This is a genomic window from Myceligenerans halotolerans (genome assembly GCF_054782975.1).
Map to the genome: position 1 here is coordinate 555,474 of NZ_BAAGRL010000006.1, position 24,499 is coordinate 579,972.

Annotated in this window: 27 protein-coding genes and 1 pseudogene; 18 read left to right on the forward strand and 10 right to left on the reverse strand. The window is 69.0% G+C overall.

What is annotated here, in order from left to right; all coding sequences use genetic code 11:
- Nucleotides 1–117 precede the first annotated feature (117 nt).
- The 3 genes from ACYVK5_RS05705 to ychF all read left to right on the forward strand — a co-directional run bounded on the left by ACYVK5_RS05705 (nucleotide 118) and on the right by ychF (nucleotide 4,083).
- Nucleotides 118–978 carry an ABC transporter ATP-binding protein gene (locus tag ACYVK5_RS05705; RefSeq protein ID WP_460702669.1) on the forward strand — a complete coding sequence of 287 codons (861 nt, stop codon included), beginning with the start codon at nucleotides 118–120 and terminating at the stop codon, nucleotides 976–978.
- Nucleotides 960–2,585, forward strand: coding sequence for a hypothetical protein (locus ACYVK5_RS05710; RefSeq protein ID WP_460702671.1), 1,626 nt, complete (start codon nucleotides 960–962; stop codon nucleotides 2,583–2,585). The genes ACYVK5_RS05705 and ACYVK5_RS05710 overlap by 19 nt, the downstream gene beginning before the upstream one ends.
- Before the next feature lie 388 nt (nucleotides 2,586–2,973).
- Nucleotides 2,974–4,083 (forward strand): redox-regulated ATPase YchF, encoded by a 1,110-nt coding sequence (ychF, locus tag ACYVK5_RS05715; RefSeq protein ID WP_460702673.1) that lies wholly within the window; start codon nucleotides 2,974–2,976, stop codon nucleotides 4,081–4,083.
- Between the two features lie 67 nt (nucleotides 4,084–4,150).
- Here the strand turns inward: ychF and ACYVK5_RS05720 are convergent, their stop codons facing one another.
- Genes ACYVK5_RS05720 through ACYVK5_RS05735 form a run of 4 tightly spaced genes read right to left on the reverse strand, consistent with a single transcriptional unit; the run spans nucleotide 4,151 to nucleotide 6,777 of the window.
- A complete protein-coding gene (locus tag ACYVK5_RS05720; protein ID WP_460702675.1) occupies nucleotides 4,151–4,369 on the reverse strand; it encodes a GntR family transcriptional regulator in 219 nt (72 codons plus the stop codon).
- A gap of 27 nt (nucleotides 4,370–4,396) precedes the next feature.
- Nucleotides 4,397–4,939 (reverse strand): UTRA domain-containing protein, encoded by a 543-nt coding sequence (locus ACYVK5_RS05725; protein WP_460702677.1) that lies wholly within the window; start codon nucleotides 4,937–4,939, stop codon nucleotides 4,397–4,399.
- 42 nt (nucleotides 4,940–4,981) lie between these two features.
- Entirely contained in the window at nucleotides 4,982–6,121 is a 1,140-nt protein-coding gene (locus ACYVK5_RS05730) for a sensor histidine kinase (protein ID WP_460702679.1), read from the reverse strand.
- Nucleotides 6,118–6,777 carry a response regulator gene (locus tag ACYVK5_RS05735; protein ID WP_460702681.1) on the reverse strand — a complete coding sequence of 220 codons (660 nt, stop codon included), beginning with the start codon at nucleotides 6,775–6,777 and terminating at the stop codon, nucleotides 6,118–6,120. Before ACYVK5_RS05735 ends, ACYVK5_RS05730 begins: the two co-directional genes overlap by 4 nt.
- 228 nt (nucleotides 6,778–7,005) lie before the next feature.
- Between ACYVK5_RS05735 and ACYVK5_RS05740 the strand changes: the two genes are divergently transcribed.
- From ACYVK5_RS05740 to ACYVK5_RS05755, 4 genes are all read left to right on the forward strand, one after another.
- Nucleotides 7,006–8,328: a heparan-alpha-glucosaminide N-acetyltransferase domain-containing protein gene (locus ACYVK5_RS05740; protein ID WP_460702683.1), complete on the forward strand. Its 1,323-nt coding sequence runs from the start codon at nucleotides 7,006–7,008 to the stop codon at nucleotides 8,326–8,328.
- 410 nt (nucleotides 8,329–8,738) lie between these two features.
- Complete coding sequence (locus ACYVK5_RS05745) at nucleotides 8,739–8,921, forward strand: hypothetical protein (RefSeq protein ID WP_460702685.1); 183 nt, start codon at nucleotides 8,739–8,741, stop codon at nucleotides 8,919–8,921.
- 335 nt (nucleotides 8,922–9,256) lie between these two features.
- Entirely contained in the window at nucleotides 9,257–9,505 is a 249-nt protein-coding gene (locus ACYVK5_RS05750; RefSeq protein WP_460702687.1) for a helix-turn-helix transcriptional regulator, read from the forward strand.
- Nucleotide 9,506: 1 nt separating this feature from the next.
- Entirely contained in the window at nucleotides 9,507–10,775 is a 1,269-nt protein-coding gene (locus ACYVK5_RS05755) for a type II toxin-antitoxin system HipA family toxin (RefSeq protein WP_460702689.1), read from the forward strand.
- Between the two features lie 66 nt (nucleotides 10,776–10,841).
- On the opposite strand, the gene ACYVK5_RS05760 is transcribed toward ACYVK5_RS05755, so the two are convergent.
- Entirely contained in the window at nucleotides 10,842–11,306 is a 465-nt protein-coding gene (locus ACYVK5_RS05760) for a DUF4274 domain-containing protein (RefSeq protein WP_460702691.1), read from the reverse strand.
- Nucleotides 11,307–11,388: 82 nt separating this feature from the next.
- On the opposite strand from ACYVK5_RS05760, the gene ACYVK5_RS05765 reads away from it, so the two are divergent.
- Together ACYVK5_RS05765 and ACYVK5_RS05770 are read left to right on the forward strand one after the other, a co-directional pair.
- Nucleotides 11,389–11,643 (forward strand): ribbon-helix-helix domain-containing protein, encoded by a 255-nt coding sequence (locus ACYVK5_RS05765; RefSeq protein ID WP_460702693.1) that lies wholly within the window; start codon nucleotides 11,389–11,391, stop codon nucleotides 11,641–11,643.
- Nucleotides 11,640–12,029, forward strand: a complete 390-nt coding sequence (locus tag ACYVK5_RS05770) for a PIN domain-containing protein (protein ID WP_460702695.1) — start codon at nucleotides 11,640–11,642, stop codon at nucleotides 12,027–12,029. Before ACYVK5_RS05765 ends, ACYVK5_RS05770 begins: the two co-directional genes overlap by 4 nt.
- A gap of 40 nt (nucleotides 12,030–12,069) precedes the next feature.
- Here the strand turns inward: ACYVK5_RS05770 and ACYVK5_RS05775 are convergent, their stop codons facing one another.
- On the reverse strand, nucleotides 12,070–12,675 hold the full coding sequence (locus ACYVK5_RS05775; protein WP_460702697.1) for a DNA alkylation repair protein: 606 nt from the start codon (nucleotides 12,673–12,675) through the stop codon (nucleotides 12,070–12,072).
- A 176-nt stretch (nucleotides 12,676–12,851) separates the two neighbouring features.
- On the opposite strand from ACYVK5_RS05775, the gene ACYVK5_RS05780 reads away from it, so the two are divergent.
- The 4 genes from ACYVK5_RS05780 (at nucleotide 12,852) to ACYVK5_RS05795 (ending at nucleotide 17,517) form a co-directional block, all read left to right on the forward strand.
- Entirely contained in the window at nucleotides 12,852–15,200 is a 2,349-nt protein-coding gene (locus tag ACYVK5_RS05780) for a beta-L-arabinofuranosidase domain-containing protein (RefSeq protein ID WP_460702699.1), read from the forward strand.
- Between the two features lie 171 nt (nucleotides 15,201–15,371).
- Nucleotides 15,372–16,007, forward strand: a complete 636-nt coding sequence (locus tag ACYVK5_RS05785; protein ID WP_460702701.1) for a flavin reductase family protein — start codon at nucleotides 15,372–15,374, stop codon at nucleotides 16,005–16,007.
- A 110-nt stretch (nucleotides 16,008–16,117) separates the two neighbouring features.
- Nucleotides 16,118–17,128 (forward strand): TerC family protein, encoded by a 1,011-nt coding sequence (locus ACYVK5_RS05790; RefSeq protein WP_460702703.1) that lies wholly within the window; start codon nucleotides 16,118–16,120, stop codon nucleotides 17,126–17,128.
- An 86-nt stretch (nucleotides 17,129–17,214) separates the two neighbouring features.
- Nucleotides 17,215–17,517, forward strand: a complete 303-nt coding sequence (locus ACYVK5_RS05795) for a hypothetical protein (RefSeq protein WP_460702705.1) — start codon at nucleotides 17,215–17,217, stop codon at nucleotides 17,515–17,517.
- On the opposite strand, the pseudogene ACYVK5_RS05800 reads toward ACYVK5_RS05795, so the two are convergent.
- Nucleotides 17,492–17,575: pseudogene (locus ACYVK5_RS05800) on the reverse strand (type I methionyl aminopeptidase); the annotation flags it as partial. The gene ACYVK5_RS05795 and the pseudogene ACYVK5_RS05800 overlap by 26 nt on opposite strands.
- A gap of 27 nt (nucleotides 17,576–17,602) precedes the next feature.
- The gene (locus ACYVK5_RS05805; RefSeq protein WP_460702707.1) at nucleotides 17,603–19,198 is read right to left on the reverse strand and encodes an MFS transporter; all 1,596 of its coding nucleotides are present in this window, start codon (nucleotides 19,196–19,198) and stop codon (nucleotides 17,603–17,605) included.
- Nucleotides 19,199–19,302: 104 nt separating this feature from the next.
- Here ACYVK5_RS05805 and ACYVK5_RS05810 point away from each other — a divergent pair, with 104 nt between their 5' ends.
- Nucleotides 19,303–19,896: a helix-turn-helix domain-containing protein gene (locus ACYVK5_RS05810; protein ID WP_460702709.1), complete on the forward strand. Its 594-nt coding sequence runs from the start codon at nucleotides 19,303–19,305 to the stop codon at nucleotides 19,894–19,896.
- 309 nt (nucleotides 19,897–20,205) lie between these two features.
- On the opposite strand, the gene ACYVK5_RS05815 is transcribed toward ACYVK5_RS05810, so the two are convergent.
- A complete protein-coding gene (locus ACYVK5_RS05815; protein ID WP_460702711.1) occupies nucleotides 20,206–21,519 on the reverse strand; it encodes an HAD family hydrolase in 1,314 nt (437 codons plus the stop codon).
- Nucleotides 21,516–21,824 carry a hypothetical protein gene (locus tag ACYVK5_RS05820; RefSeq protein ID WP_460702713.1) on the reverse strand — a complete coding sequence of 103 codons (309 nt, stop codon included), beginning with the start codon at nucleotides 21,822–21,824 and terminating at the stop codon, nucleotides 21,516–21,518. The genes ACYVK5_RS05815 and ACYVK5_RS05820 overlap by 4 nt, the downstream gene beginning before the upstream one ends.
- A 244-nt stretch (nucleotides 21,825–22,068) precedes the next feature.
- Between ACYVK5_RS05820 and ACYVK5_RS05825 the strand changes: the two genes are divergently transcribed.
- From ACYVK5_RS05825 to ACYVK5_RS05840, 4 genes are read left to right on the forward strand one after another with little or no spacing between them, the layout of a single operon-like run.
- Nucleotides 22,069–22,602, forward strand: a complete 534-nt coding sequence (locus tag ACYVK5_RS05825; protein ID WP_460702715.1) for a GntR family transcriptional regulator — start codon at nucleotides 22,069–22,071, stop codon at nucleotides 22,600–22,602.
- A gap of 27 nt (nucleotides 22,603–22,629) precedes the next feature.
- Nucleotides 22,630–23,352 carry a GntR family transcriptional regulator gene (locus ACYVK5_RS05830; protein WP_460702717.1) on the forward strand — a complete coding sequence of 241 codons (723 nt, stop codon included), beginning with the start codon at nucleotides 22,630–22,632 and terminating at the stop codon, nucleotides 23,350–23,352.
- A 20-nt stretch (nucleotides 23,353–23,372) separates the two neighbouring features.
- Nucleotides 23,373–23,999 carry a hypothetical protein gene (locus ACYVK5_RS05835; RefSeq protein WP_460702719.1) on the forward strand — a complete coding sequence of 209 codons (627 nt, stop codon included), beginning with the start codon at nucleotides 23,373–23,375 and terminating at the stop codon, nucleotides 23,997–23,999.
- Nucleotides 23,996–24,490, forward strand: a complete 495-nt coding sequence (locus tag ACYVK5_RS05840; protein WP_460702721.1) for an NUDIX hydrolase — start codon at nucleotides 23,996–23,998, stop codon at nucleotides 24,488–24,490. Before ACYVK5_RS05835 ends, ACYVK5_RS05840 begins: the two co-directional genes overlap by 4 nt.
- Nucleotides 24,491–24,499: the final 9 nt, after the last annotated feature.

Below are 24,499 nucleotides of genomic sequence, written 5' to 3' on the forward strand. Positions count from 1 at the left end.
GCCACGAGTGACTGACACGACCGCTACCGACCCGCCCACCAGGTTCGATCTCGCGGAGGAGCGACGTCATCCCGATGGTGGATGCCCGGTGTCCGACTCTCCGTCTACGTTGTCGCTATGACCTACCAGACCGGTCCCGGAGGCGGCCCCCCTGTCGACGGCGCGGCCGCCGCGCCGTCGGACACCGTGATCCCCGCACCGAACACGGCCCCGCCGCCCGATCCCGGCGCCGCGCTCAGCCTGCGCGGCCTGTGGAAGCGGTTCGGCCAGAAGATCGCCGTGCAGGCGCTGGACCTCGATGTGCCCGTCGGATCCTTCTACGGGCTCGTCGGCCCCAACGGGGCGGGGAAGACCACCACGCTCTCCATGGCCACCGGTCTGCTCCGGCCCGACGGCGGAACCGTGCACGTGCGCGGCACCGACCTGTGGGCCCGCCCTGACGAGGCGAAGGCCACGCTCGGCATCCTGCCCGACGGCGTGCGCCTGTTCGACCGCCTCACCGGACTCCAGCTCGTCACGTACGCCGGCCTGCTGCGCGGCATGGACCGCGACACCGTGGCCGAACGTGCCCACAGCCTGCTCGTCGCGATGGACCTCGCCGCCGACGCCAACACGTACGTCGTCGACTACAGCGCCGGCATGACCAAGAAGATCGCCCTGGCCAGCGCCATGATCCATGCGCCGCGGACCCTCGTGCTCGACGAGCCGTTCGAGGCCGTCGACCCTGTGAGCGCCGCGAACATCCGCGACATCCTCGCCGACTACGTCACCGGTGGCGGCACCGTGGTCGTCTCCAGCCATGTCATGGATCTCGTGCAGCGCATGTGCGACCACGTCGCGATCGTCGGCGCCGGTCAGGTACTCGCGGCCGGCACCGTCGACGAGGTCCGGGGCGATCAGACGCTCGAAGACCGGTTCGTCGACCTCGTCGGAGGCCGTACCCGAGCTGAGGGGCTCGAATGGTTGCGCACTTCCTGAGGCTCAAGCTCACGCTCCTCGGCAACACGCTCCGGCGCAGCGTCTGGCAGACCATCGGCCTCTGCGTCGCGTTGCTCTACGCGCTCGTCGTGGTGGGATCGCTCGTGATCGCCGCGATCGCGGGCGGCGGGGCCGACCCGGTCCTCACCGGGCACGTGATCACGCTCGTCGGAGCGGTCACCGTCATGTGCTGGTGGATCGTGCCCATTTTCGTGTTCGGCGTCGATCAGACGCTCGACCCGCAACGGTTCACGACGTTCGCGATGCCCCACCGCACCCTCATCATCGGACTCGCCGTCGCCGGCGTGATCTCCGTACCCGGACTGGCCACGCTGCTCGCGGCGGGCGGGTCCGCCCTCGCGTGGTGGCGTGAGCCGTGGCTGATCCTCGTCGCCCTGCTCGGGGCGGCCATCGGCGTGGCGGCCTGCATCGTCGGGTCGCGTGCGGTGACCACGGCGCTCGCCCCGCTGCTGGAGTCGCGCCGGTACCGCGAGGTCGTGGCAGTGGCGGCGATCGTGCCGCTGGTGCTGATCGGGCCCGCGATCGGCTGGGCGAGCGAGGAGATCGGCGCCGTCTCGAGTGAGGCGAGCGACGGAGGCGTCACCGTGAGCGCGGACGGCTCGGTGCTCTCGGCCGTGCTCGTCAGGTTCGGCGAACTGGCGGCATGGACGCCGTTCGGCGCACCGTGGTCGCTCCCGGTCGCGGTGCACGACGGCGCGTGGGGTACCGCCGTTGCCCGGCTCGCCATCGCCGTGGCGACGGTCGCCGTGCTGTGGCTGATCTGGACGCGCTCGCTCGCGAAGGCCCTCGTCACTCCGACGGTCGGGGGAGGAAAGGGCGCAAGGAGCAAGGGGCTCGGCTGGTTCGATCGGTTCCCGGCCACCCCGATCGGTGCCGTTGCCGCACGCTGCACCACCTACTGGATCCGCGACCCGCGCTACGCGGCGGGCATCGGCGTCATCTTCCTGATGCCGGTGATCCTGTGGCTGCCGACGCGCTCCTCGGGCAACTTGGAACTGCTCCTCCTGGCAGGGCCCGTCGTCGCGTGGGTGCTCGCGTTCAGCGTGTCGAACGACGTCGGCTACGACTACACGGCCTTCGCCCTGCATGTCGCGACCGGGACCTCGGGGCGTGCCGATCGATGGGGGCGGGCGCTGCCCGTCCTGGTCTTCGGCACCCTGGTGGTCGTGCTCGTCACCCTGCTGACGCTGGCGTTGTCCGGCCGCTGGGACCTGACCGTGCCGCTGCTGGGCATCAGTCTCGGGACTCTCGGGCTCGTACTCGGCGTGTCCAGTGTCGCGTCGGCGGCACTGGTCTACCCGGTCCCCAAGCCGGGGGAGAGCCCGCTCAAGTCGCCGCAGGGCGCGGCGATGGCGACGATGCTCGCGCAGCTCCTGACGATGCTCATCGTGATGCTCCTGTCAGTGCCGCTGATCGGGCTGGGCATCTGGGCGATGGCCTCCGGGAATCTCCTGGTCGGCTGGGCGACGCTGGCGTTCGGCCTGGCGGAGGGAGCGGCACTGCTCGTGGTCGGTATCCGGATGGGCGCGCGCGTGTTCGACCGCCGCGCCCCGGAACTGCTCCAGCAGGTCCAGGCGTTCCCGTGATCGGCTCGAGGGTCGAGATGGTGACCGGGGCCGTGGTCGGCCACTCGTGCGAGTGGCGGTTGACAGCGATCAGCCACGTGCTCGTGCTGCGATCCGGACTCCAAGATCCTCCAGTTCGTCGAGCAACGCGCCGGCACCCCAGATCTGCGCTGCGATAGACGCGGCAGCGGTGAATCCCTTGGGACGGGAACCTCTGGGATCGACGTCGCCGTGGCACCTCTCCAACTCGAACCAGCCAGCTCGCTATTTCGACTTAGGCATGTTAAATCGGAATAGCGAGGTCACTGGTTCGAGTTGTGGCCGGGCGAGGTCTCGTGTGGGTGGCAGGTGCGTGGGCCTCGGCCGGTCGGTGCCCCGTCGGTGGGCTCGGCACGTAGAATCACCCGACGTGGCTCTCACTATCGGAATCGTCGGCCTGCCCAACGTCGGCAAGTCCACCATCTTCAACGCACTGACCCGCAACCAGGTGCTTGCGGCGAACTACCCCTTCGCGACCATCGAGCCCAACATCGGTGTGGTCCCGCTGCCGGACGAGCGGCTGGGCAAGCTGGCCGAGATCTTCGGGAGCCAGCGCGAGCTGCCGGCCACCGTGTCGTTCGTCGATATCGCCGGCATCGTGAAGGGTGCGTCCGAGGGTGAGGGCCTGGGCAACAAGTTCCTCGCGAACATTCGTGAGGCCGACGCCATCTGCCAGGTCACGCGCGTGTTCGACGACCCGGACGTCGTCCGCGTCGACGGGTCGGCCGATGCTCCCGGCGACATCGAGACCATTTCCACCGAGCTGATCCTGGCCGACCTCCAGACCCTCGAGAAGGCACTCCCGAGGATGGAGAAGGAGGTCAAGATCAAGAGGGGTGACCCCGTCCTCTTCGCCGCCGCGAACAAGGCGCAGGAGATCCTCGAGGCCGGCACCACGCTCTACCAGGGAGCGGCCGCGGCCGGCCTCGACCTGGCCGAGATCTCCTCGCTCCAACTCCTCACGGCCAAGCCGTTCATCTACGTCTTCAACACCGACGACGCCGGGCTCGCCGACACTGCCTCGCAGGAGGCGCTGCGCAAGCTGGTCGCGCCTGCGGACGCAATCTTCCTGGACGGGAAGTTCGAGGCGGAGCTCGCGGAACTGGAACCGGACGAGGCCGCGGAGATGCTCGCCGAGACCGGCCAGACCGAGTCCGGCCTGGCCCAGCTCGCGCACGTCGGATTCCACACGCTCGGCCTCCAGACGTACCTGACGGCCGGTCCCAAGGAAGCGCGTGCCTGGACCATCCGCAAGGGCTGGACCGCGCCGCAGGCGGCGGGCGTCATCCACACGGACTTCGAGCGTGGCTTCATCAAGGCCGAGGTCATCTCCTTCGAGGACCTCGTCGAGACCGGCTCCGCGCAGGCGGCCAAGGCGGCAGGCAAGGCCCGCATCGAAGGCAAGGACTACGTCATGGCCGACGGCGATGTGGTGGAGTTCCGGCACGGAATAACCTCTGCGGCTCAGGGCAAGAAATAGGACTCGCGAGGGACTGAGGCGCGGCGGAAGGTGAGGGTCTGAAGATGCCAGATCCGGCGGACTCCTCTCATCGAGCGTCCGTCCGCGACGAGTGTCCCGTATCCACGAGAGGTGCTGACGATGGTCTCCGTCGTACACCGCAGATTTTCGCCGCGTCGAACCGAGCCATGAGCTGGGCGGTCGACGGAAGCTGAGCCCCGGGAGCCAGATCGCCGCTGAGGATCTGCTCGCGCAGCTCAGCGGCGACCTGCTCGTGGCGAGGCCGCTGATCAGTTCCGCGGGGCATGGCCTACTCCGGCACGTATCCGATGGTTCACGGAGTGATCTCGTAGCGCAGTCTGCGGGCATCGGCCGGCGAGAGCATCACGCTGGCCTCAACCGGTCGGTCGTCATCGGAGAAGATCACTCGGACAAGCTCGACCACGGCTGCCGGGAGCTCCAGGCCGAACTCCTCGGCCTCCACCGGGGTTGCGAGCCGCGCGGTGACGTCCTCGACGACGCGTCGAGGCGGGTAGCCCAGAGATGCCAGGTGCGCGACGGCGCCGCCGGGAATCTTGCTCATCTCCGCCAGGCGAGTGTCGCGGGCGATCGAGGCCGGGTAGTAGGAGTCGACCAGCTCGACCGGTCGATCGTCCAGGAGCATCACGCGGGAGCGGAGCCGATCGCTGCCTATCGCGACCGTTATGGCATCACCAGTAGCGCACCGCTCGGGACCGATCCAGTCAGCACTGACATCCAGGCAGTCGACGCCGCGCGCGCTGCCAGTGCGTTGCGCGCGACCGGCGAGATGCAGATATCGCCGACCATTCGGTTGGATCGACGCGAGCTTGGCCCGGGCATCAGTCTCTGAGCCCACCCATACCGCACGTTCACGCTCGCTCCGTAGAACTTCAGACGCTCAGTTCATCGACCGTAGCGGCACGCGCAATGCGACGCGCCAGCCACCTTCGGCGGTCGGGGCTCCTTCGAAGGCCCCACCGAGTAGTTCAGCGCGCTGTTTGAGGCCGATCAAGCCGTGTTTCGCACTCGGCAGCGGCACCACCGGTCGTTTGGGTGCGGCGTTGACGACCTCTGCCAATATGGCGCCGTCCTCTTGCGCGACTTTGACGCGGACTGCGGCGCCGGGGGCGTGCTTGCGGGCGTTCGTCAGCGCTTCCTGCACGGTGCGGTAGATCGCCCGCTGCAGCGGGGGGTTGAGCTCCGGCAGCGGTCCAGTCTCCAGGCGGACGTCCATGCCGGCGTTGTCGACGAGCTCGCCCAACTGGTCGAGTGTGGGCTGCGGGGCGAGGCCGGTGTCCGCGCCGCCTCCGGCGCGCAGCACGCTCACCATGTACCGCAACTCGTCAAGCGTGCGCGCCGCCAGCGTCCGGATCGTTTCGGCGGCGTCCTTCGAGATCGATTCCTCAGTGCTCACCTGGAGCGCTCCGGCTCGTACCGCGATCAGGCTCACCTGGTGCGAGACGACGTCATGCATCTCCCGCGCCAGGTGAGCGCGCTCCTGCGACAGCACCTTCTGCATCGCCAGCGCCTGCTCGTGCTCGCGGACCTCGCTGATCTCCTCCAGCCGCCGCGAGAGTTCCTGCTTGGTCTGCAGCAACTGTCCCAGGAAGACCGCCGCGCCCGCGGGCGCCAGCGAGTACACGCCCCACACCGGCCAGGCCGATTCGGCCAGAATGCTGCTGCCGCCCCACCACGGGGCGATCGTCAAGCCCGCGTACACCAGCGCGCATCCGCTCAGCAGCCACCGGTTGCGGGTGGCGCACGCGACGGTGAACAGCGCGATGAGCGACGCCGCGGACTGGCCCATGAGCAGCGGCATCGGGAGTGTGGCGATGAAGACGGCCAAGGGGAACCGTCGGCGCACTGCCAGCGCGAGCACTCCGGCCACGAGCACAGCGTCGTCCGACCAGCTTCCGGGCATGTGGTTGAACGCCAGGTCGGCACCGGCCACGGTGATGAGGGCGACGTCGAGGAGGACAGCGGGCCACCGTGAGCCTGTGTGCCACCAGGCCGTGATGCGGGCCGCGACCACGCTCATCGCCACTCGCCGTTGTCGAGCATGCCCGCGCGTTCGGCCAGGAGCGCGGCTTGGACCCGGTTGGAGACCTGGAGCTTGGCGAGGATCGCCGAGACGTGGTCTTTGACGGTGCCGATACCAAGGTAGAGGCGGGCGGCGATGTCGGCGTTGGAGAGCCCGTCGGCGAGGTGCAGGAGGACGGCTCGTTCCCGGTCGGTCAAGGTTTCGATGAGGACGGTGTCGGCGGGCTGTCTGCGGGTCGAGGCGAGGTAGCCGTCGACGACGCTTGAGGTGACTTTCGGGGAGAGGACCACGCCGTGGGCGGCGAGGGTGCGCACCTGCACGGCCAGGTGGTCGGGGGCGGTGTCCTTGAGCAGGAACCCGGCCGCGCCCCGGCGGAGGGCGGCGGCCACGTACTCGTCGTTGTCGAAGGTGGTGAGCATGGCTACCACTGGCGGCGACGGCTCCGAAAGCATGCGGTCGAGCACGGTCAGGCCGTCCACATCAGGCATGCGGATGTCGAGCAGCACAATGTCGGGACGCAGCCGTTCGGCCTCGGTGACCGCGCGGGCGCCGGTGACCGCGCCGACGACCTCGATGTCCGGGGCGGCGTTGAGGATGAGTTCGATGCCGCTGCGGAACAGCGCCTCGTCGTCGACGATCAGAACCCGGATCACGGCCGCTCCTCCACTGTCGTTTCCACGGATCGATTCGTAGCACAGCCGGACCTCGTCACGCTTCCGCCGCGGCCGTTCTGCGATGATTCACGCCGGTCGGCGGGGGTCCTTCGGTCGGTCGGCTGGCGAGGAGCCCCCCGCTAGGAGCGCGCGGTCCCCGCCGTCTGCGGCGGCGCGGCAGCCCATCGCCGGATGGGAAGAGCGCCCGCGCCGCAGCAACCTGGGTTCATGACTGATACCGACACTGTGCAGAGCGAACGCACGCCGCGGCGGGTCCGTACCGACCGCGAGACGCCATCGGAACCGAAACCCCAGCGAGGCGGCGCGCTCGGTCGCGTGCTCGGCCTGGACCTGGCCCGCGCGCTGGCGGTCCTCGGCATGTTCTACGCGCACGTGGGACCGATGCAGGAGTTCAAGGACTCTGTGGTCAACACGATCATGCAGATCCCGCACGGCCGCTCGTCAGCCCTGTTCGCGACCCTCGCGGGACTGTCGCTGGTCCTGCTCGCGGGCGGACGCCGAACGCTGCCCACACTCGAACGACGGCAGCGGATCGTGAAGATCGTCATCCGGGCGGTCCTGCTGATCGCCCTGGGGACGGCGCTGACCCTGTGGCTGCACACCGACATCGTCATCCTGGCGTTCTACGGCCTGTTCTTCCTGCTCGCGCTGCCGTTCGTGCGGTGCGGCGTCAAGAAGCTGGCGGTCCTCTCGGCCTCGTTCGCGGTCGTCGGCTCCGTGGTCTACTACTGGATCGGCATGGCGCAGCCGGCATTCGTCACCGCGCTCGACGCGCACGACCCGATCACCCGCATGGGCGCCGACGGCCTCGGCCGGCTGCTGTTTACGGGCCTCTACCCGGCCGTCCCGTGGCTCGCGTACATCTTCGCGGGCATGGCGATCGCCAAGCTCGACCTGTCCGCCAAGCGGGTGCGCATCGGCATGGCGTCGGTCGGCGCCGGACTGGCGCTGGCCGGTTACGGACTCTCGTGGGTGCTGCAGAAGGTCCTGTTCCCCGGGGGCGGCATGGGCGGCGGTTCTATGAGCGGCTCCGGCTCCTCCGGTTCGGGGGTGGCGTCCTCTTCGATGGGCTCGGGCTCGTCCGGGATGAGCGGTTCGGGTGCGTCCGGCACGTGGTCCGATTCGCTGAGCGGATTCGATCCGTGGTCATCCGACATGCTGCAGTTCCTGCTCTCGGCCTCACCGCACTCGGGCACCGCGTTCGAGCTGCTGGGCAACATCGGCATCGCGATGCTGGTCATCGTCGGCTCGGTCGCCCTGCTCGACAGGTCAGCACTGGCCCGCAAGCTCCTCACGCCGATCACGGCGGCCGGTGCGATGTCCCTGACCCTGTACGTCGCCCACCTGTGGGCCCTCAACCACGTCCCCTCGAACAGCGAGGGCGGCGCGGTCGTCGCGGCACTGGCGGTGTGGGGCTGGTTCTGCGTGGTGGGCATCGTGTTCGCGTTCGTGTGGTCGCGGTTCTTCAAGCGCGGGCCGCTCGAATACGCGATGCAGTGGGCCACGAGCCCCGCCAAACTGGTGCGCTGATCGATTGCAGCGCTGTTGCAACGGAGGCCGCTGGGCCGGAGCGATTGCTCCGGCCCAGCGGCTGCTCTCCGCTTGAGAGAAGGAGAAGGACATGACCCTCACGACGTCACGCTCGCGCGTGCGGACGCCGGAGATATCGCTGTAGCGGAAGTAGGTCCCGACGTCAGTTGGCTCTGCGGACGTCGAAGAGTCTCGCTTCACCGGGAGAAGGTCGGGGTTCGGATCGAAGCAGCACTCGACCCCCGACATAGACCCGACAGATTCAGCCGATATTGACCGTCACTACTGGACCACAATCGCGTCAACGAGGGTGATTTACCGCCCCGCACTACCGTGGCGAATCCACGAACTGGGTAGTGCGAATCCACGAGCACGATGTGGCGGATCCACGAGTACCGGGTGGCCGCGTTGTGGGCATCGAGGTCAAGGCTGCAGCGTCGGTGGGCCTGCGCGATGCCAAGTGGCTGCTCAAGCTCCGGGACAAGCTCGGCGACCGCTTCACCGCCGGGATCATTCTCCACACCGGCACGACCAGCGGTCCGTTCGGCCAACGGATCAGCGCGGTACCGCTCGATGTGCTCTGGACCGTCTGATCGGAGCGGCATGGATGACCTACCAGATGGCACGTCGAAGCTCCGTCATGCACGGACTCGAGTTCCACTTCAACCTTTAATTGCACCCTTTGTCCCGGTTTCTTGACCGAAACGCAGACGGTGGAGTTCCGCTTCAACGTATGATGGCATGCTTTCATGCCAGATGGGCTGATATTGGACGGTTCCCGGTCTGGCAGAGAGTCCGCCCGTGATCCCGATCGCTCAGCATGCCTGTAGGTGTGATCTGCTGCGTGGACCTGAGGTCAAGGTATGTTGACATCGCCTGGATGTCAGGATACCCCAACATCGGCATGATGTTGGGGTATCCTGACATCGTGGGTGCGCAAGATCGTCCTCTGCTCAATGCTCGATCGCTGCCTCGTCTGGCACGGTCGGTCAGGAAGCTGCGCCTCGATCGTGGTCTCACCCAGGCGGAACTTGCCCGCCGGGCCGACGTGTCGCGTGTCTGGATCATCAACCTGGAACGCGGCGAGACCGAGGGGATCGAAGTCGGACGCCTCATGAGAGTCCTCGATGAGCTCGATGCCAACCTGATGATCCAGGACCTGCAGGGGGCGGAGTGACGTGGCCGCTGTCAATAACCTTGCGGTGCTTCTGAGCGGGCGCCACATCGCGGACCTGGAGCGACGAGGTGCCGGGCTCCGGCTGACCTACGACCGGTCCTACAGTCAGGACGGCAGTACTCCGTTGTCGTTGTCCCTCCCGCTGGAGGAACAGGTCCACACGGGCGTCGTCGTCGAGCGATTTCTCAAGGGCCTCCTCCCGGAGAACGACGGCGCGTTACGAGCCATCGCGCGCCGCTATCGGATCGACACGACCGACACCTTGGATCTGCTGTCCGCCATCGGAAAGGACTGCGCCGGGGCGCTGCAGTTCTGTGTTGTCGGCGAACTCGAAGCGACCTTGAACCGTGAGGGCGGCCTTGAGGAATGCAGCGTTGGTGACATCGAGATCCGCCTCGACGAGATGGACACCGACGAGAATGCCTCCTGGTTGATGCCGGGCGAGCACTGGTCTCTCGGTGGAACGCAGCAGAAGTTCGCTCTGCGGCGCCAGGACGAACGCTGGTACATCGCCCATGGTTCCGAGGCGACGACACACATCATCAAGCCGGGCATTCGCAAGATGCGTGCCCAGGCCCTCGATGAGCACGCGACGATGCGGGCGGCCGCATCGATGGGTCTGGACGTCGCGCACACCGAGTACACGGAGTTCAAGTCCCAGGACGCGATCGTGATCACTCGCTTTGACCGAAAGCTCGCCGACGACGGACGAGTGGTCAGACTGCACCAGGAAGACCTGTGCCAGGCACTCGGAAAGCCCGAGAAGTACGAGGAGTCAGGAGGCCCGTCAGCTGCGGACATCATCCGGTTCCTGCGCGCCCAAGCTGAATCGCCCCGGCAGGCTCGGGCAAGCGTGGAGCGATTCGTTGACGGTCTGATCTTCAACACGGTGGTCGGCGCCCCCGACGCACACGCCCGCAACTACGCCGTCATGCTGTCGGGTCCGCAGGTCTCGCTGGCGCCCCTCTATGACATGGCGACCGGATTCGCCTACGACCCGCCCCATGGCGGTGGCCGGGTGCTGTCCATGAGTATCGGCGGCACGTTCGTCCTGGACGAGGTAGACGGCGATGCATGGCGGCGCTTCGCGGAATCGGCACGCCTGGACGAGTCCCACGTCCTCGAGCGAGTGGCAGAAATGACAGATCGCGCCCCGGGTGCATTCGCCCACGCGTTGTCTGAGGTCGACGACTACGAAGGACATGCCGCCGCGATGTTGGATCGAATCCAGAACGAGTTCACCCTCCGAAGAACTGCGAGCGTGTCATAGGTTGCCCGGTGCCGGAAATTGGTGGAGTTCCGCTTCAACGTCTGACCCCGCGGCGCCTCGGGGCCCTCAGGTCGGGTAGATCGCCGGGCGCAGGAAGGTGTCGTCGTACTCCAGCTGGGCTCGTTTCGTTCGGATCGCGCGGATCTTCCGTTGGCCCTCGGTCTGGCCGGCAGGGTCGTCGACGGTCATGAAGCCGGTGTCGTACTCGTTCCTTCCATCAGGGAAGTCTCCCCGCCGCAGTCGATCGACCAGCGTGGTCGCGTAGGTGACGACCCGCTCGAACTCCTCCGGTTCGTGCGTCATCTCGGTACTGAAGCTCTCCCGGAGGGCATCGGCTTCGTCGGAGAGATGGATGCGAGCTGTGTCATCGAGTTCCCAGAACAGTCGCAGAGCGAGCGCGCGGTCGCAGCGAGGATGCTGGGCGACGGCGAGCGGGACGGCGAAACCGTCGTCCCAGTTGTAGTGGCTCATGAGGTTCCACAGGTCGACCTCGTCCGCGTCGGGCGGCACGACGGCGTCATCGGTGGTCATGGGTGCTCCTCCCATCGGCGGCGTGTCCGGCAGGAGCTGCGGCCCGCCGATGCCGTTCTGCCAGGTGATGTAGCCTTACATCATGAGCCACCGTACGCAGATCACGCTGGAGGACGCTCAGTACGAGCGGCTCCTTGCCGAGTCTCGGGCGTCGGGCGTCGGTCTTGCCGAGCTCATCCGTCGCGCAGTGGACCGAACCTACGGTCGCGCCGATGCCGACCACTTCACGAGAGCGCTTGATGAGAGCTTCGGCGCCTGGGCGCAGGAGACTCTCGACGGTGAACAGTACGTCGAGTCGATCCGCCCCGCCCGTGCCGATCGGTTCGCGGAGTGGTGAGCGGCGCGCCGATCGTCGTCGACACCTCGGTCTTCATTGATCACCTGCGTGGCGTGGAGGAGGCGCGTGATGCGCTGGTCGGGGCTCGGCGGTTCGGCCGCAACGTCCTCGGGTCGGTACTGACCCGGACAGAGCTCCTCGGTGGCATGCGCGCGGCCGAGGAGTCCCGGACGGGTGCTCTGCTGTCCGTGATCGAGTGGGTCGGGGTCTCCGAGGAGATCGCCGACGCCGCCGGAGCGCTGGCGCGCCAGTATCGACGATCCCACTCGGGTGTCGATATCGCCGATTACGTGATCGCGGCCACGACCACGACGTGTGGGGCGGAACTGTGGACGCGTAACATCAAGCGCTTCCCGATGTTCCCGGGCCTCGCGCCACCCTACTGAGGCCCGCGGCCACTTGCCCGGGCCAGGAAACTGCGGGAGTTCATGCGGTACCGCGGCGCCTCGCCGCATGCGCCCGGTAGATCTTCACGGCCGAGCGAACGCGCGGATGCGTGTCGTCGTCGAGCAGCTCGGCGATGCGGAGTCCGTGTTCGACGTCGGCGTCGGTGCCCTTCTTGATGAACCAGAGCGGCGCGGTGATCGCCGACCGGCGCCGGAGCGGATCCGCGGAGCGCGCGAGCTCGTTGAGAACGCGGCCGTCGACGGCGCCGATGAGGATCGGCGTGCCGAGTACTCGCGGGGCGGCGCGATCGACCATGTCCCACGTGCTGATGGCGTCGTGCCGTTCGAGGTAGGTGTGCGCGAGAGCGGCGCGGTCGTCGTCGGAGAGCCGCCGCCGGGCGCGGAAGTCGAGCACGCAGAACGCCGCCAGGCGCGGCTCGTACGCCCGGTGCTCGAACAGCGCGTCGAGCTCGGTTGCGGGCAGGTCGGTCGCACCCTTCGCGATGTCGAACAGTGTGCCCATCCGTACGCCGATCACGGGTTCGTCGTCGGCGACCCGGCCGCGGATCTTGGCCTCCTCGCGCGGGTCGGCGACCTCCCGCAGCGCCCGCTCGACCTCGACGGCGGTGGAGAACGCGGACCTCATGGCCCCCATCGTAGGCATGCACGGCCCGCGGCCGCAGAGCCCTTCGCGACCGGAGTCGGGTCCTGTCACTCATCACGAAACGCCCGGCCGGACGGTAGCCGTTTCTCGTAGAGTCGCGCCGTCCCAGCGCAGCCCGACGACGAAGCTGTGAGATCCCGCAAGGAGCCCAACCGTCCATGACTACCGCACAGCCCGCACCCACCGGCCGGACCTTCCCCCTGGGAACCGTCAGGCTCGGTCCCGGACCGTTCGCCATGGCGCAGCAGCGGGCGCTGGAGGCGGTGCTCGACATCGACCTGGACCGGCTCCTCGCCCCGTTCCTCGCCGCGGCGGGGCTCGACAGCCCGGCCGAGCCGTACGGCGACTGGGAGAGCGGCGGGCTCGACGGCCACATCGGCGGTCACGTCCTGTCCGCGCACGCGAAACTGTGGGCGGTGACCGGCCAGGACGTGCTCCGCGACCGCATGGAGCACCTGCTCGACGTGCTGGAGCGCTGCCAGGACGCGGTCGGCACGGGCTACATCGGCGGGGTGCCGGACGGGCCGGCGCTGGGCGAGGAGCTCGCCGCCGGTCGCGTCGACGCCGGCCTGTTCTCCCTCAACGGCCGGTGGGTGCCGGTCTACAACCTGCACAAGACGCTCGCAGGCCTCATCGACGCGGCCACCCACGGGCGCTCCGAGCGCGCCCTGACCATGGCGACGCGCTGGGCCGACTGGTGGCTGACGGTCACGAGGACCCTCACCGACGAGCAGGTCGAGCAGGCCCTCACCGCCGAGTTCGGCGGGCTCAACGAGGCGTTCGTGGAGCTGGGCCAGCTGACCGGCCGCCAGGACCTCGTCGCCGAGGGGCGGCGGCTGGCCCACCGCAGGCTGCTCGACCCGCTGGCCGACGGCGGCGACCCTCTGGACGGCCTCCACGCCAACACCCAGATCCCCAAGGTGCTGGGCTACCAGCGCCTGGCCGGCCTGACGCCGGCCGGCGATCCCCGCCCGGCGCCGGACGCCGACGCAGCCGCCACGCGGTTCGCCGCCGCGGCCGACGCCTTCTGGTCCTCGGTGGTCACCCGCCGCACGCTGGCGATCGGCGGGAACAGCGTGCGCGAGCACTTCCATCCGTCGTCGGACTTCACCGAGGTGATGACGGACCCGGAGGGGCCGGAGACCTGCAACACCCACAACATGGTCGAGCTCGCGCGCCTGCGGCTCGACCGCGGGCACGACGGTGCCGCCGTCGAGTTCGCCGAGCGGGCGCTCTTCAACCACGTGGTCTCGTCCGTCCACCCCCGGCGCGGGGGCTTCGTGTATTTCACCCCGATGCGTCCGGCGCACTACCGGGTGTACTCCCGGCCCCACCTGTCCATGTGGTGCTGCGTCGGCTCCGGTCTCGAAGGTCACACGCGGTACAACGAGCTCGTCTACACCCACGACGGGCCCGACCTCAGGGTCGAGCTGTACACCCCCTCGGTCCTGGACTGGCCGGAGGAGGGCTTGCGGGTCGAGCTGTCGACCGAGCTGCCGTTCCGTGACGAGGCGCGCGTCGTCGTCACCTCCGCCTCGCCCCGGGAGCGCACGCTGCGTTTCCGCGTGCCGTCCTGGGCGGAGCTGGTGGGCCTGAGCGTCGACGACGAACCGGTCGACGCGGCCGTCGTCGACGGCTATGCCGAGGTCGCCCGCACCTGGAGCGGCACGACGGCGGTCACCGTCCGGCTCGCACCCCAGCTCGTCGCGGAGGCGCTGCCCGACGGATCCGGCTGGGTGGCGTTCCGTTACGGCCCCGTCGTGCTCGCGTCGCGCGACGGCGGCGAGGACCTCGAGGGGCTCGTCGCGGGACCGGACCGCATGGCGCACGTGGCCCGCGGCCGGAAGGTGCCGATGCGACGCGGCGGCATCGTGGCCGCCGAACCGCCGGAGTCGGCGGTGTCGGCCGTCGACGAGCGCACGCTGACCTTCGAGCTCGCGGTACTTCGCGAACGGTCCGGCGAACTCGTTCCCGCCACCGTGCTGCTCGAACCCTTCGCGGGAATCCACGACGAGCGCTACAGCATCTACTTCGCGGCCGACGCCGACCCGTCCCGCGCCCTGGCCGCGCTCCGGACCCTCGACGACGCCAACTCCGTGGCCGTCTTCGACAAGGTGACGGCCGGCGAGCAGCAGCCCGAGGTGGACCACGGGTTCACGGGGGAGCAGACCCGGGCGGGCGGGGCAGACGGGATCCACTGGCGCAGCGCGACAGGCTGGTTCGAGTACCGGCTCCGCTGCCCGGACGGCGCGGCCGTGGTGCGGACCCGCTTCGTCGACCGCGTCGCGAGCCGGCGTCGGATCCTTCTCGACGGCCTTGAGGTAGGCCCGTCACGGACACTGACGGAGCCGTCCGACGGCGAAGGCCTCGCCGAGCACGAGTACGACCTCACGGAGGCCGTGCGTGAGGCGGGCGTCCCGGGCGAGGTGATGTTCCGCGTCGAGGCGGTCGACGGCGTGGACACCGGCGATCTGCTGGTCGTCGAGGTGGTTCTGCGGGAGGACTGACGTGAGTTCGGCCCGGCGACCGATGAGGCGTTCACGCGGCTGGCAACGCTACCTGGCCATGAGGGTCGCAGTGCGGACGCGGGCGCGTCAGTATGGACCGCGCGGCCACGCGCGGGACGCCATGGCCGATACGCGCCAGAATCGTCGGCCGGTCGCGGGCAGCCTGGTGCCATGCACCGGACGATCGACCTCAAGGTCATGTACTTCGGCACGCCTGTCGTGCTCGTCTCGACACGCAACCCGGACGGGTCGGCGAACGTCGCACCGATGTCCTCCGCATGGTGGCTCAACGGCCACTGCGTGCTCGGCTTCGGGAACTCCGCCAGGACCGCGGAGAACCTCCGCCGCGAACGGGAGTGCGTGCTCAATCTCGTGCCGCCGTCGATGGTCGACGTCGTGGACCGGCTCGCACTCACGACCGGGAACCCTGCCATGTCCCCGCGGAAGGCCGAGATGGGATACGAGTTCGTCCCCGACAAGTTCGCCCACGCGGGCCTGTCGGAGCAGGCGTCCGAGCTGGTCGACGCCCCGCGTGTGGCCGAGTGCCCGATCCAGCTCGAGGGCGCCGTCGTGCAGGAGACGCCGGTCGGGACGCCGGACTCCGGCGCGACGGCCTTTCACGTGCGCGTGCTGCGCAGCCATGTCGCGGAAGAACTCGTGCTCCCCGGGACCCACTACGTCGATCCGCTGGGCTGGGACCCGCTGGTCATGAAGTTCTGCGAGTTCTTCGGCGAGGGCTCGCCGGTCCGGCCGTCGCGTCTCGCCGAGGCGTGGGAGATGCCGCACGCGGGAACGCTCGCACGCTGATCGATCGGCGCACACGCCCGCTTCCTGACCGACGTCCGGGCGGAAGATCCGGGGATCTTCAGTAGTGTCAGTCCTGCAGTCCTGATCCCCGGTGACACGACGGAGGAAGCGTGCTCGACATCAGCCTACTGACCTGGGCCGGAACCGTCGGTCTCATCGTCCTGCTGCTGGGGGTGGACCTGGTCCTGGCGGCGGCCCGCCCGCACCACGTCGGGTTCAAGGAGGCGACGGCGTGGTCGGTGTTCTACATCGCGGTGGCGATCGGGTTCGGCATCTGGTTCGGGCTGCAGTACGGGGGCACGGCGGGCACCGAGTACTTCGCCGGCTACATCATCGAGAAGAGCCTGTCGGTCGACAACCTGTTCGTGTTCGTGATCATCATGAGCACCTTCGCGGTCCCGGACAGGCACCAGCACAAGGTCCTCATCTTCGGCATCGCGCTCGCGCTCGTCATGCGCGCCGTGTTCATCGCCCTCGGCGCGTCTCTCATCAGCCTGTTCTCGTTCACGTTCCTGATGTTCGGCCTGCTGCTCATCTACACGGCGGTGCAGTTGTTCCGCCACCGGAACGAGGATCCCGACATCGAGAGCAACCTGATGGTGCGCGGCGCCCGCCGGCTCCTGCCCGTCAGCGCCGGCTACATCGGGGGCAAGCTCCTCGCCAAGGAGAACGGGCGCCGGGTCGTCACCCCGTTGTTCATCGTGCTCATCGCCATCGGCAGCGTCGACCTGCTGTTCGCGCTCGACTCGATCCCCGCCGTCTTCGGCGTCACGGAGGAGGCGTACATCGTCTTCACCGCCAACGCGTTCGCGTTGCTAGGCCTGCGGGCGCTGTTCTTCCTCGTCAGGGGCCTGCTCGACCGACTCGTGTACCTCTCGGCGGGCCTGGCGATCATCCTGGCGTTCATCGGCGTCAAGCTGATCCTGCACTGGGCGCACGTCGACATCGACGAGTCGGTCCCGGAGATCCCGACCCCGGTCAGCCTGGCCGTCGTCATCGGCGTCCTGGCCGTGGTGACCGTCGCGAGCCTCATCAAGACCCGCGGCGTGCCGAGCGTGAAGGCCCACGCCGGATCCCTCACGGCCACCGGCGTCAAGAAGGATGGCAAAGCGCCGCGGTAGCGGCGTGGTAAGCATGGTCTTCCCGGTCCCGCGGATCTAGGCTGGTGGTGTCCCCTCGTTCGACGACGACGTGGCGGTGGCAAGACATGCCTTGGACCTTCCTGGCGCGGACCGCGCGAGTGCCCGATCCGCTGGTCACACTGCGCCTGCAGATCCGGCTCGGGGAACTCGCGTCCGAGCTGCGCCACATCGAGGAGGACCCGGGCCTGTACGCGCGCGCCCATCACTGGTTCGCCGTGCAGGGCGCGTACGACGCCCTGCTCCGCGATGCGTGCCGCCTCGCGGGTGTCCCGACGAAGGCGGCCCCGTTGCGCGGGGACGAGCATTCGGCGGCTGACGAGCGCCTCCGGGAGGAGCTGGAGCTCAGCTCGCGCGGCTGGTCGTGGTGAGGATCTCGGCTCCGTCGTCGGTGATGGCGATCGTGTGCTCGCTGTGGGCCGTGCGGCAGCTTCGACGACACGGCCGCGCCGTCGCTCAGCCGCCGGCCTGGCGTGTGGTGGCGGCCTCCGAGATTCCGTCGGGACGGCGTGGACCGCGGGCGGCGACGTAGAGGAACAGCGCGGCCATGACGGCGACACCCGCCCACATGGCCTGCTGCCAGCCGTCGACGAACGATTCCTGTGCGGCTCGGATCAGTGCCTGGGCGTCGGGCCCGGCATGGTGCGCGGCGTCCACCGCGTTGGCGACGCCCTGCCGTGCGGCGTCGGCCTGCTCCGGGGGCAGGTCGGCGAGCCGGGCGTCGACGGCGTCTCGGTAGCCGGCGGAGAGGAGCGCGCCGAGCAGTGCGACGCCGAGCGCGGTGCCGAGCTCACGGGTGACGTCGTTGAGGGCGGACGCGACTCCTTGCCGGTGGCTCGGCAGGGCGCTGGTGATGGCCTCGGTGGAGGGCGTCATGGCCAGGCCCATGCCAATTCCCATGGCGAGCATCCCAGGAAGGATCGACAGGTAGCCGCCGTCGACGGAGACGATGGCCGCCATGAGGCCCAGGCCGGCGCCGGCCAGCAGGATCCCGGTGGCCATCGTCGCCCGGGGGCCGATGCGCGCGGCCAGTCGCGGCGCGAGTCCCGATGCCGCCATCATCAGGACGGCCATGGGCATCAGCGCCGCCGTGGACACCAGCCCCGACCAGCCGACGACGGCCTGGAGGAAGGGGAACAGGACGACGAAGATGCCCGCCTGGACCCCGAAGACCGCCAGGAGCGTGATCGAGCCACCGGCCAGTGCGCGCTCGCCGAACAGGCGGACGTCGAGCAGTGCGGCATCCCGCCGGTGCCGTTCCCACAGGACGAAGCCGACGGTGGCGCCGGCGCCCACCAGCAGGCTGAGCAGCGTCGCGGGGTCGGACCAGCCTCGCTCCGGTCCCTCGTGGAGTGTGATGATGAGCCCGGCCACCGCCACGGCGGACGTCAGGGCGCCCACGGTGTCGAAGCGGTGCGCGGAGGTCTCGCGGGAGTCGGGGACGGAACGCACGGCCATGACGGCCGAGACCACGACGAGCGCGACGGGCAGGGCGAACAGCCAGCGCCAGCTCACCAGGTCCACCAGGGCGGCCGACAGGAACATGCCCAGGATGCCGCCACCGCCGGCCACCCCGGTCCACACGCCGATGGCCTGTCCGCGCTCCTCGGCGGGAAAGGTCGAGGTGATGACGGCGAGGGTGATCGGCATGATCATCGCGGCACCGACACCGCTGAGCAGGCGCGCGGCGAACAGGACCTCGGCCGACGGGGCCAGGGCCGCCATCACGCCGGCGACGCCGAAGACGGTCAGGCCGGTCAGGAGCACGGGCTTGCGCCCGAGACGATCGCCGACCGCGCCGAGCGGCAGCAGGAGCGCGGCCAGGGTGAGCGTGTAGATGTTGATGATCCACAGAACCGCGCCCTGTGAAACCCCGAAGGCGACGGCGAGGTCGGGCTGGGCGACGTTGAGGCCGGACACCGAGGCGATGACGGCCATCAACGCGATGCAGACGGTGATCAGGATGGTGCGCCGCCGGCGCGCGTCGGGCACCTCCGGGGTGGGGGAGCCGTTCGGGTCGGCGGATTCCCGGAGAAGGTGGTTCGTGGTCATGGGGTCCTCTCGCAAGACGGGCGGGGATCGACGCCGGCGTTGCGGCGCTGATCGACGAAGAGGACGCTAGCCAGAGGATGCCGTATCGGCATACGATCTTGCCTATGACGCAAGAAGATGGCGAGCTGGACCGCCTGGTGCGCAAACGCATACGTGCCCTGCGCGTCGCTCAGGGCTGGTCCCTGGAAGATCTGGCCGCCCGCGCGCGGATGAGCCAGTCCACCCTCAGCCGTATCGAGAACGGCCGGCGGCGCCTCGCCCTGGATCAGCTCGTCACTCTGGCCCGGGCGCTGGACACCTCCCTCGACCAGCTCGTGGAGACGGACGTGGACGACGTCGTCAGCAACGCGACGAGCGATGGGTCGCACGGCGGGTTGCGCTGGCTGATCAAGGCCCAGCCGGGCATGGCCGTGGTGCGCCAGCGCATGACCGACCCGCCGCCCGACAACCCGTCACGCCTGCGCGCCCACCCGGGCCGCGAATGGCTGGTCGTCATCTCGGGCACCGCGACCCTGCTCCTGGGAGACCGGCGCCTGCGCATCGAGACCAACCAGGCGGCGGAGTTCCCCACGATGCTGCCGCACGCCATCGGAGCCGAGGGCGGGCCGTGCGAGGTCCTGGGCATCTTCGACCGCGACGCCCGCCGCGGCCATCAGCGCGAGGAAGCGGGCGGACGGGCGAACCGCCCGCGGCGGTGACCCCGGCGTCTCGGCGCGACGCTCACACCGGCGCGGCTGCCTGTTCCGTCTGATGTCCGACGGCGGACGTGGCGAGGTCGGTCGTTGACGGTGGCCGTGGTCAGGTGGTGATGCGGTGTCGTGTCCAGGTGCGGGCGGCGGTCATTCATCGTCCTCGGTGATGAGTTGGGCCGGGACCGAGGGGCGTCGGTCCCGGCCCCGTCTGGGGTGCCCGCCCGAGGGCGGGCTTGCGGCCGGGCGCTGTGCGGGAGGTGCAGGGAAGGAAGGGGCTTCCTCGGGGGTGCTCGCCCGGCTGCAAGATCAGGCGGTTCAGGTGGCCGGGGTCAGGGGGAGCTCGAAGCCTGGGGGCCGGTGGGAATGGCGCCCGACGACGGCGGCGGTGGTGGAGCGCCATTGTGCGCGGCGGCGTCCGATGCGGCTGCGGGGGAAGCTCAGGCCGGCGTCCAGGGCGGCTTGTTCGATGTCGCGCATACTGGTGGCGCGCGCAGCCGGGATTGGGGCGTGCCGAGTCCAGGCGGTCGTGGTGGGCTGTCGGGTCCAGATCTCGGCGCCGGCCAGGTCCGTGTCGGCGTCGTCGTCGGTGTCGTGCCAGATCCGCACCACCACCTCCACGCTGTCAACGGCCGCAGCGGCTCCCCGGGTGGTCACCGCAGTGGCCGCGCCGGGAGTGGCCGCGATGGTCGCGGCCGTGGTGTGGGCGGTGGTCACGGCAGCACTCAGTTGAGCGGCCAGGGGCGTGAGCCCCGGCCGCAACGCCACGGCTGGGACCAGGGACCGCAGCACGTCCACGACGCCGTTGACCTCGATCGATCCGGTGACCTCATCGGCTACCGCGCGCACGTGTGCGGGTGCGTGACGCATCGCGACCCCGCGGGCAGCCCACTCCAGCAACTCCACGTCGTTCGCGCCGTCCCCCACCGCGACCGTTGCAGTCCCCGGGATGCCGAGCAGCCGGCGGACCGCGTCCACGGCCGTGGCCTTCGAAACCGTCGAAGAGGTCGCGTCGCACCAGTCGTTCCCGGCCGGGGTGACCGTGAGCCGGGTCAGCGACGCCAGCGCGTCGGCGTGCTCCGCGATGCCGGGCGCGTGGATCGCGACCCGCGTGGTCGCTTCACCGGTCAGCTCGTTGTTGGTGACCACGGCTTGGGGTCCGTTCAACAGTCCGGGACCGAACTTGTGGTTGACGCGCCACCGGTCCCCGATGCTCTCCACCGCGACCAGCACGCCCGGCATCAGCGCCTGAACCTGCCGGATCAACGGGCCCGGGTCGAACATGGCCGCGTCGATGACCTCGTAGCCCGACGGCATGGCCGGGTCCAGGTGCACGGTCGCGGCCCCGTTCGAACACACCGCGTACCCATCGGTCAGTCCGCATTGCCGCGCGATCGGCAACAGCCCGACCAGACTCCGCCCGGTAGCGAGCACGACCTCGTGCCCGGCCGCGCGCACCAGCTCCAGCGCCTCGATGGTCTCGACCGGCACCTTCCGGCTCGATCCCACGATCGTGCCGTCTATGTCCAAGGCCGCGAACATCTTGGACCATACGGACTGACCAGCGGCCACCACCTCCGCCGTCGTCGGCGTGAGCGGGGTTGTCGTCGCTGTGCTGGTTGCGGGGTTCATCGGATGCCTCCCGTCAGGCCGCGCAGGACGGAGCGGACCTGAATCTCCAGGCCGCTGTGCATCCCGGTCCACAGCGTGTAGCCGGGCGTCAGGAGACGGTGGTCCAGCGCCTGGTCACAGCCGAGTAGGCGTGCTATCGCTTCGCCGTCGAGCAGGTTCCGCGGCTGCAGGCAGATGCGGTCCGGTGTCGCGGTCACGACCGCAATCCGGTTCGCACCGGCCTTATCGATGAGTGCGCCGACCATGTCGAGTGCCTGCAACAGCAGGTCGTCGTTGGTGTGCTGCTTGTCGCGCTTGCGTCTCATTTCTCTCCCCCTCGTGCTCAGTGCCTTCCCTCCCCGCCGGCGATGCGAGCTGAGAGGCCCTCGGAGTGAGAACTCCCGTGACGGTGTCGTCCAAGAGTTCAACCACTCCAGACCTTACTGCCTATCGCGAAAGGTAGCAATGGTGGCAGGATGAGGAACGGCAACGACCAGGGGCACGTAAAGTGTGTGCGTCCGCTCTTTACGCAGGCCGCAGCGGATGTGCGTGATGGAAGGAGCACTCTCGATGAGCAGCCACAGGCAGTGGACCAGCGTCTCGATGCCATATGTCACCGGTGCGCCTGGAGATGCCTGGGCGGCCGAAGCGGCGGCTCAGGGAGGCACGGGTGCCCAGCGGCTGCTGGAGGTTGTGGAGCGGCCGGCTCCTGAACCCGTTGCCGACGCCCTCGACCTCCAACCGGGGGACCCGGTCGTGCTGCGCTCGCGCCTCATGCTGCTGGACGGCCACCCGGTCGAACGGGTCGATTCCTACTACCCGGCATCGATCGCGAGCGGCACGAGACTTGCCGAGATGCGGAAGATACCCGGCGGCGCCGTGGCACACCTGACCACGTTGGGCTACCCGTCCCGGCGCGCTGTGGAAGACGTCACCGCGCGCCTCGCAAGCCCGGGCGAGGCGGACGAGTTCGGCCTGCACCCGCCGTCATGCATCGTCCAGATCTCCCGCGTGATCCTGTCCGACGACGACCTGCCGGTCGAAGCCAGTGTCATGATCGCCCCGGCCGCCAACCGCCGCCTCAGGTACGAGATCACCCCATGAACCCTCACACGACCACCGGTACGGACCATGCCCCGCACCGTTGACCAGCGCCCACGCCACGAACAGATCGCAGCCGAACTACGCGACCAGATCCTGCGCGGCGACCTCGCACCCGGCGTCCAGCTACCCTCGACCGCGCAACTGGTCGCCCGGTTCGACGCGGCCAACGCCACCATCCAACGAGCCCTGAAATCCCTCAAGGACGAAGGATTCCTCGACAGCTTCGTCGGCAAAGGCGTCTACGTCCACGACCGTCCGCCCCTGGTCATCGAGGCAGGCGCCTACCAGGCACCCGACGCCACGTTCCGCTACCGCCTGCTCGACGTGACCACCGCCCTCCCACCCGCCGACATCGCCGCCGCGCTGCACCTGAAGGACGAGGAAGAAGCCGTATGCCGGCGCCGGATCCTGCTCCACGACGACCAGCCCGTGGAGTTGTCCGCCTCCTACTACCCGGCCGGCCTCGCCGAGGGGACGGCACTCGCCGCGCGCGGCAAGATCCCCGGAGGCGCACCCAAGGCCCTCGCCGACATGGGACTCCCGCAGCGATCCTTCATCGACCGCGTCTCCGCTCGGCCACCCACCCAAGAAGAAGTCGAAGCCCTCGACCTGCCCAGCCGCACGCCCGTCATCCGCCAGCTCCGCGTCGTCCTGACCGACGACGACCAACCCGTCGAAGCCTCCGTCCTCATCAAGGGCGCCCACCTCTACGAACTCCAGTACCGGCAGGACATCCCCGAAGACGCATGACACGACGGCTCAGTGGGTCCGTGCCCTACCCGCGTACCCGCTATCGGGTCGCCGCGATCGTCCGGGAGGACGAGAGCTACCTGTGGCCCGAGGCGGTCAACGGGGCCTCCCTCGCCGGTGCGGAAGTCGTGGCGACCTACCCCCGCCGTAGCGATGTGCCAGGGCACTTGTGGACCGAACTGCTACGCAAGTCCGCCCGGGACATCGACCTGTTGGCATTCGCCGGCCTGTTCCTGACCGAGGAGCACCCCGACTGGCTGCCCACCCTGGCCGCGAAGTCCGAACAGGGCGCACGCGTGCGGATCCTCCTGGGGGATCCCGCGGGCGTGCAACTGGCCGCCCGCGACGCCGAGTACCGCATCGGGGGCGGGGTCGCAGGGCGGGTCGCCGCGGTCCGCGCCTACTACGAGCAGCAGATGCCCGACTCGGTCGAGATCCGGTTCCATGACACCCCCTTGTACAACTCGATCTACCGGTTCGATGACGAGATGATGGTCAACGTCCACGTGTACGGCGTACTCGCCGCCTACACGCCCACGCTGCACCTGCGTCGTATCGACGGCGCGTACTTCAACACCTATGTCGAGTCCTACGAACGGGTCTGGGCCTCGGCCCGGCCTGCGGAATCGTTGACGGAGGCTCGATGAGCAAGGCCACCCGGCGGATCGACTACTGGCAGGACCCGCAGGCGCCCAAGCCGACCAGCCGTAAGACCTCGGCGTCCGTGTTCGTCCGCGACCACGAGGGGCGCCTCCTGCTGCTGCGGCGCGTCGACAACGACCTGTGGACCATCCCCACCGGCGGGGTCAAGAAGGGCGAGACCGTCGGCCAGGCCGGTGTGCGCGAGTGCCGGGAAGAGACCGGACTCGACGTCGAGGTCACCGGCCTGGTGGGAGTGTTCTCCACCCCGGACCACGTGATCGTCTACCTGCACGGCGACACGATCGACGAGGTACGCCAGCCCATCAACATCTGCCTACGCGCCCGCATGATCGGCGGACAGATCACACCACAGCCCTCCGAGGCATCGGACGTCCGGTGGGTCGACCCGGCCGACCTCGACAACTACCCGATCCACCCCGCCCTGCGCGCCCGCATCGACCACGGACTCAACTCCAACCAGCCCTACATCATCTGACCGGAACCT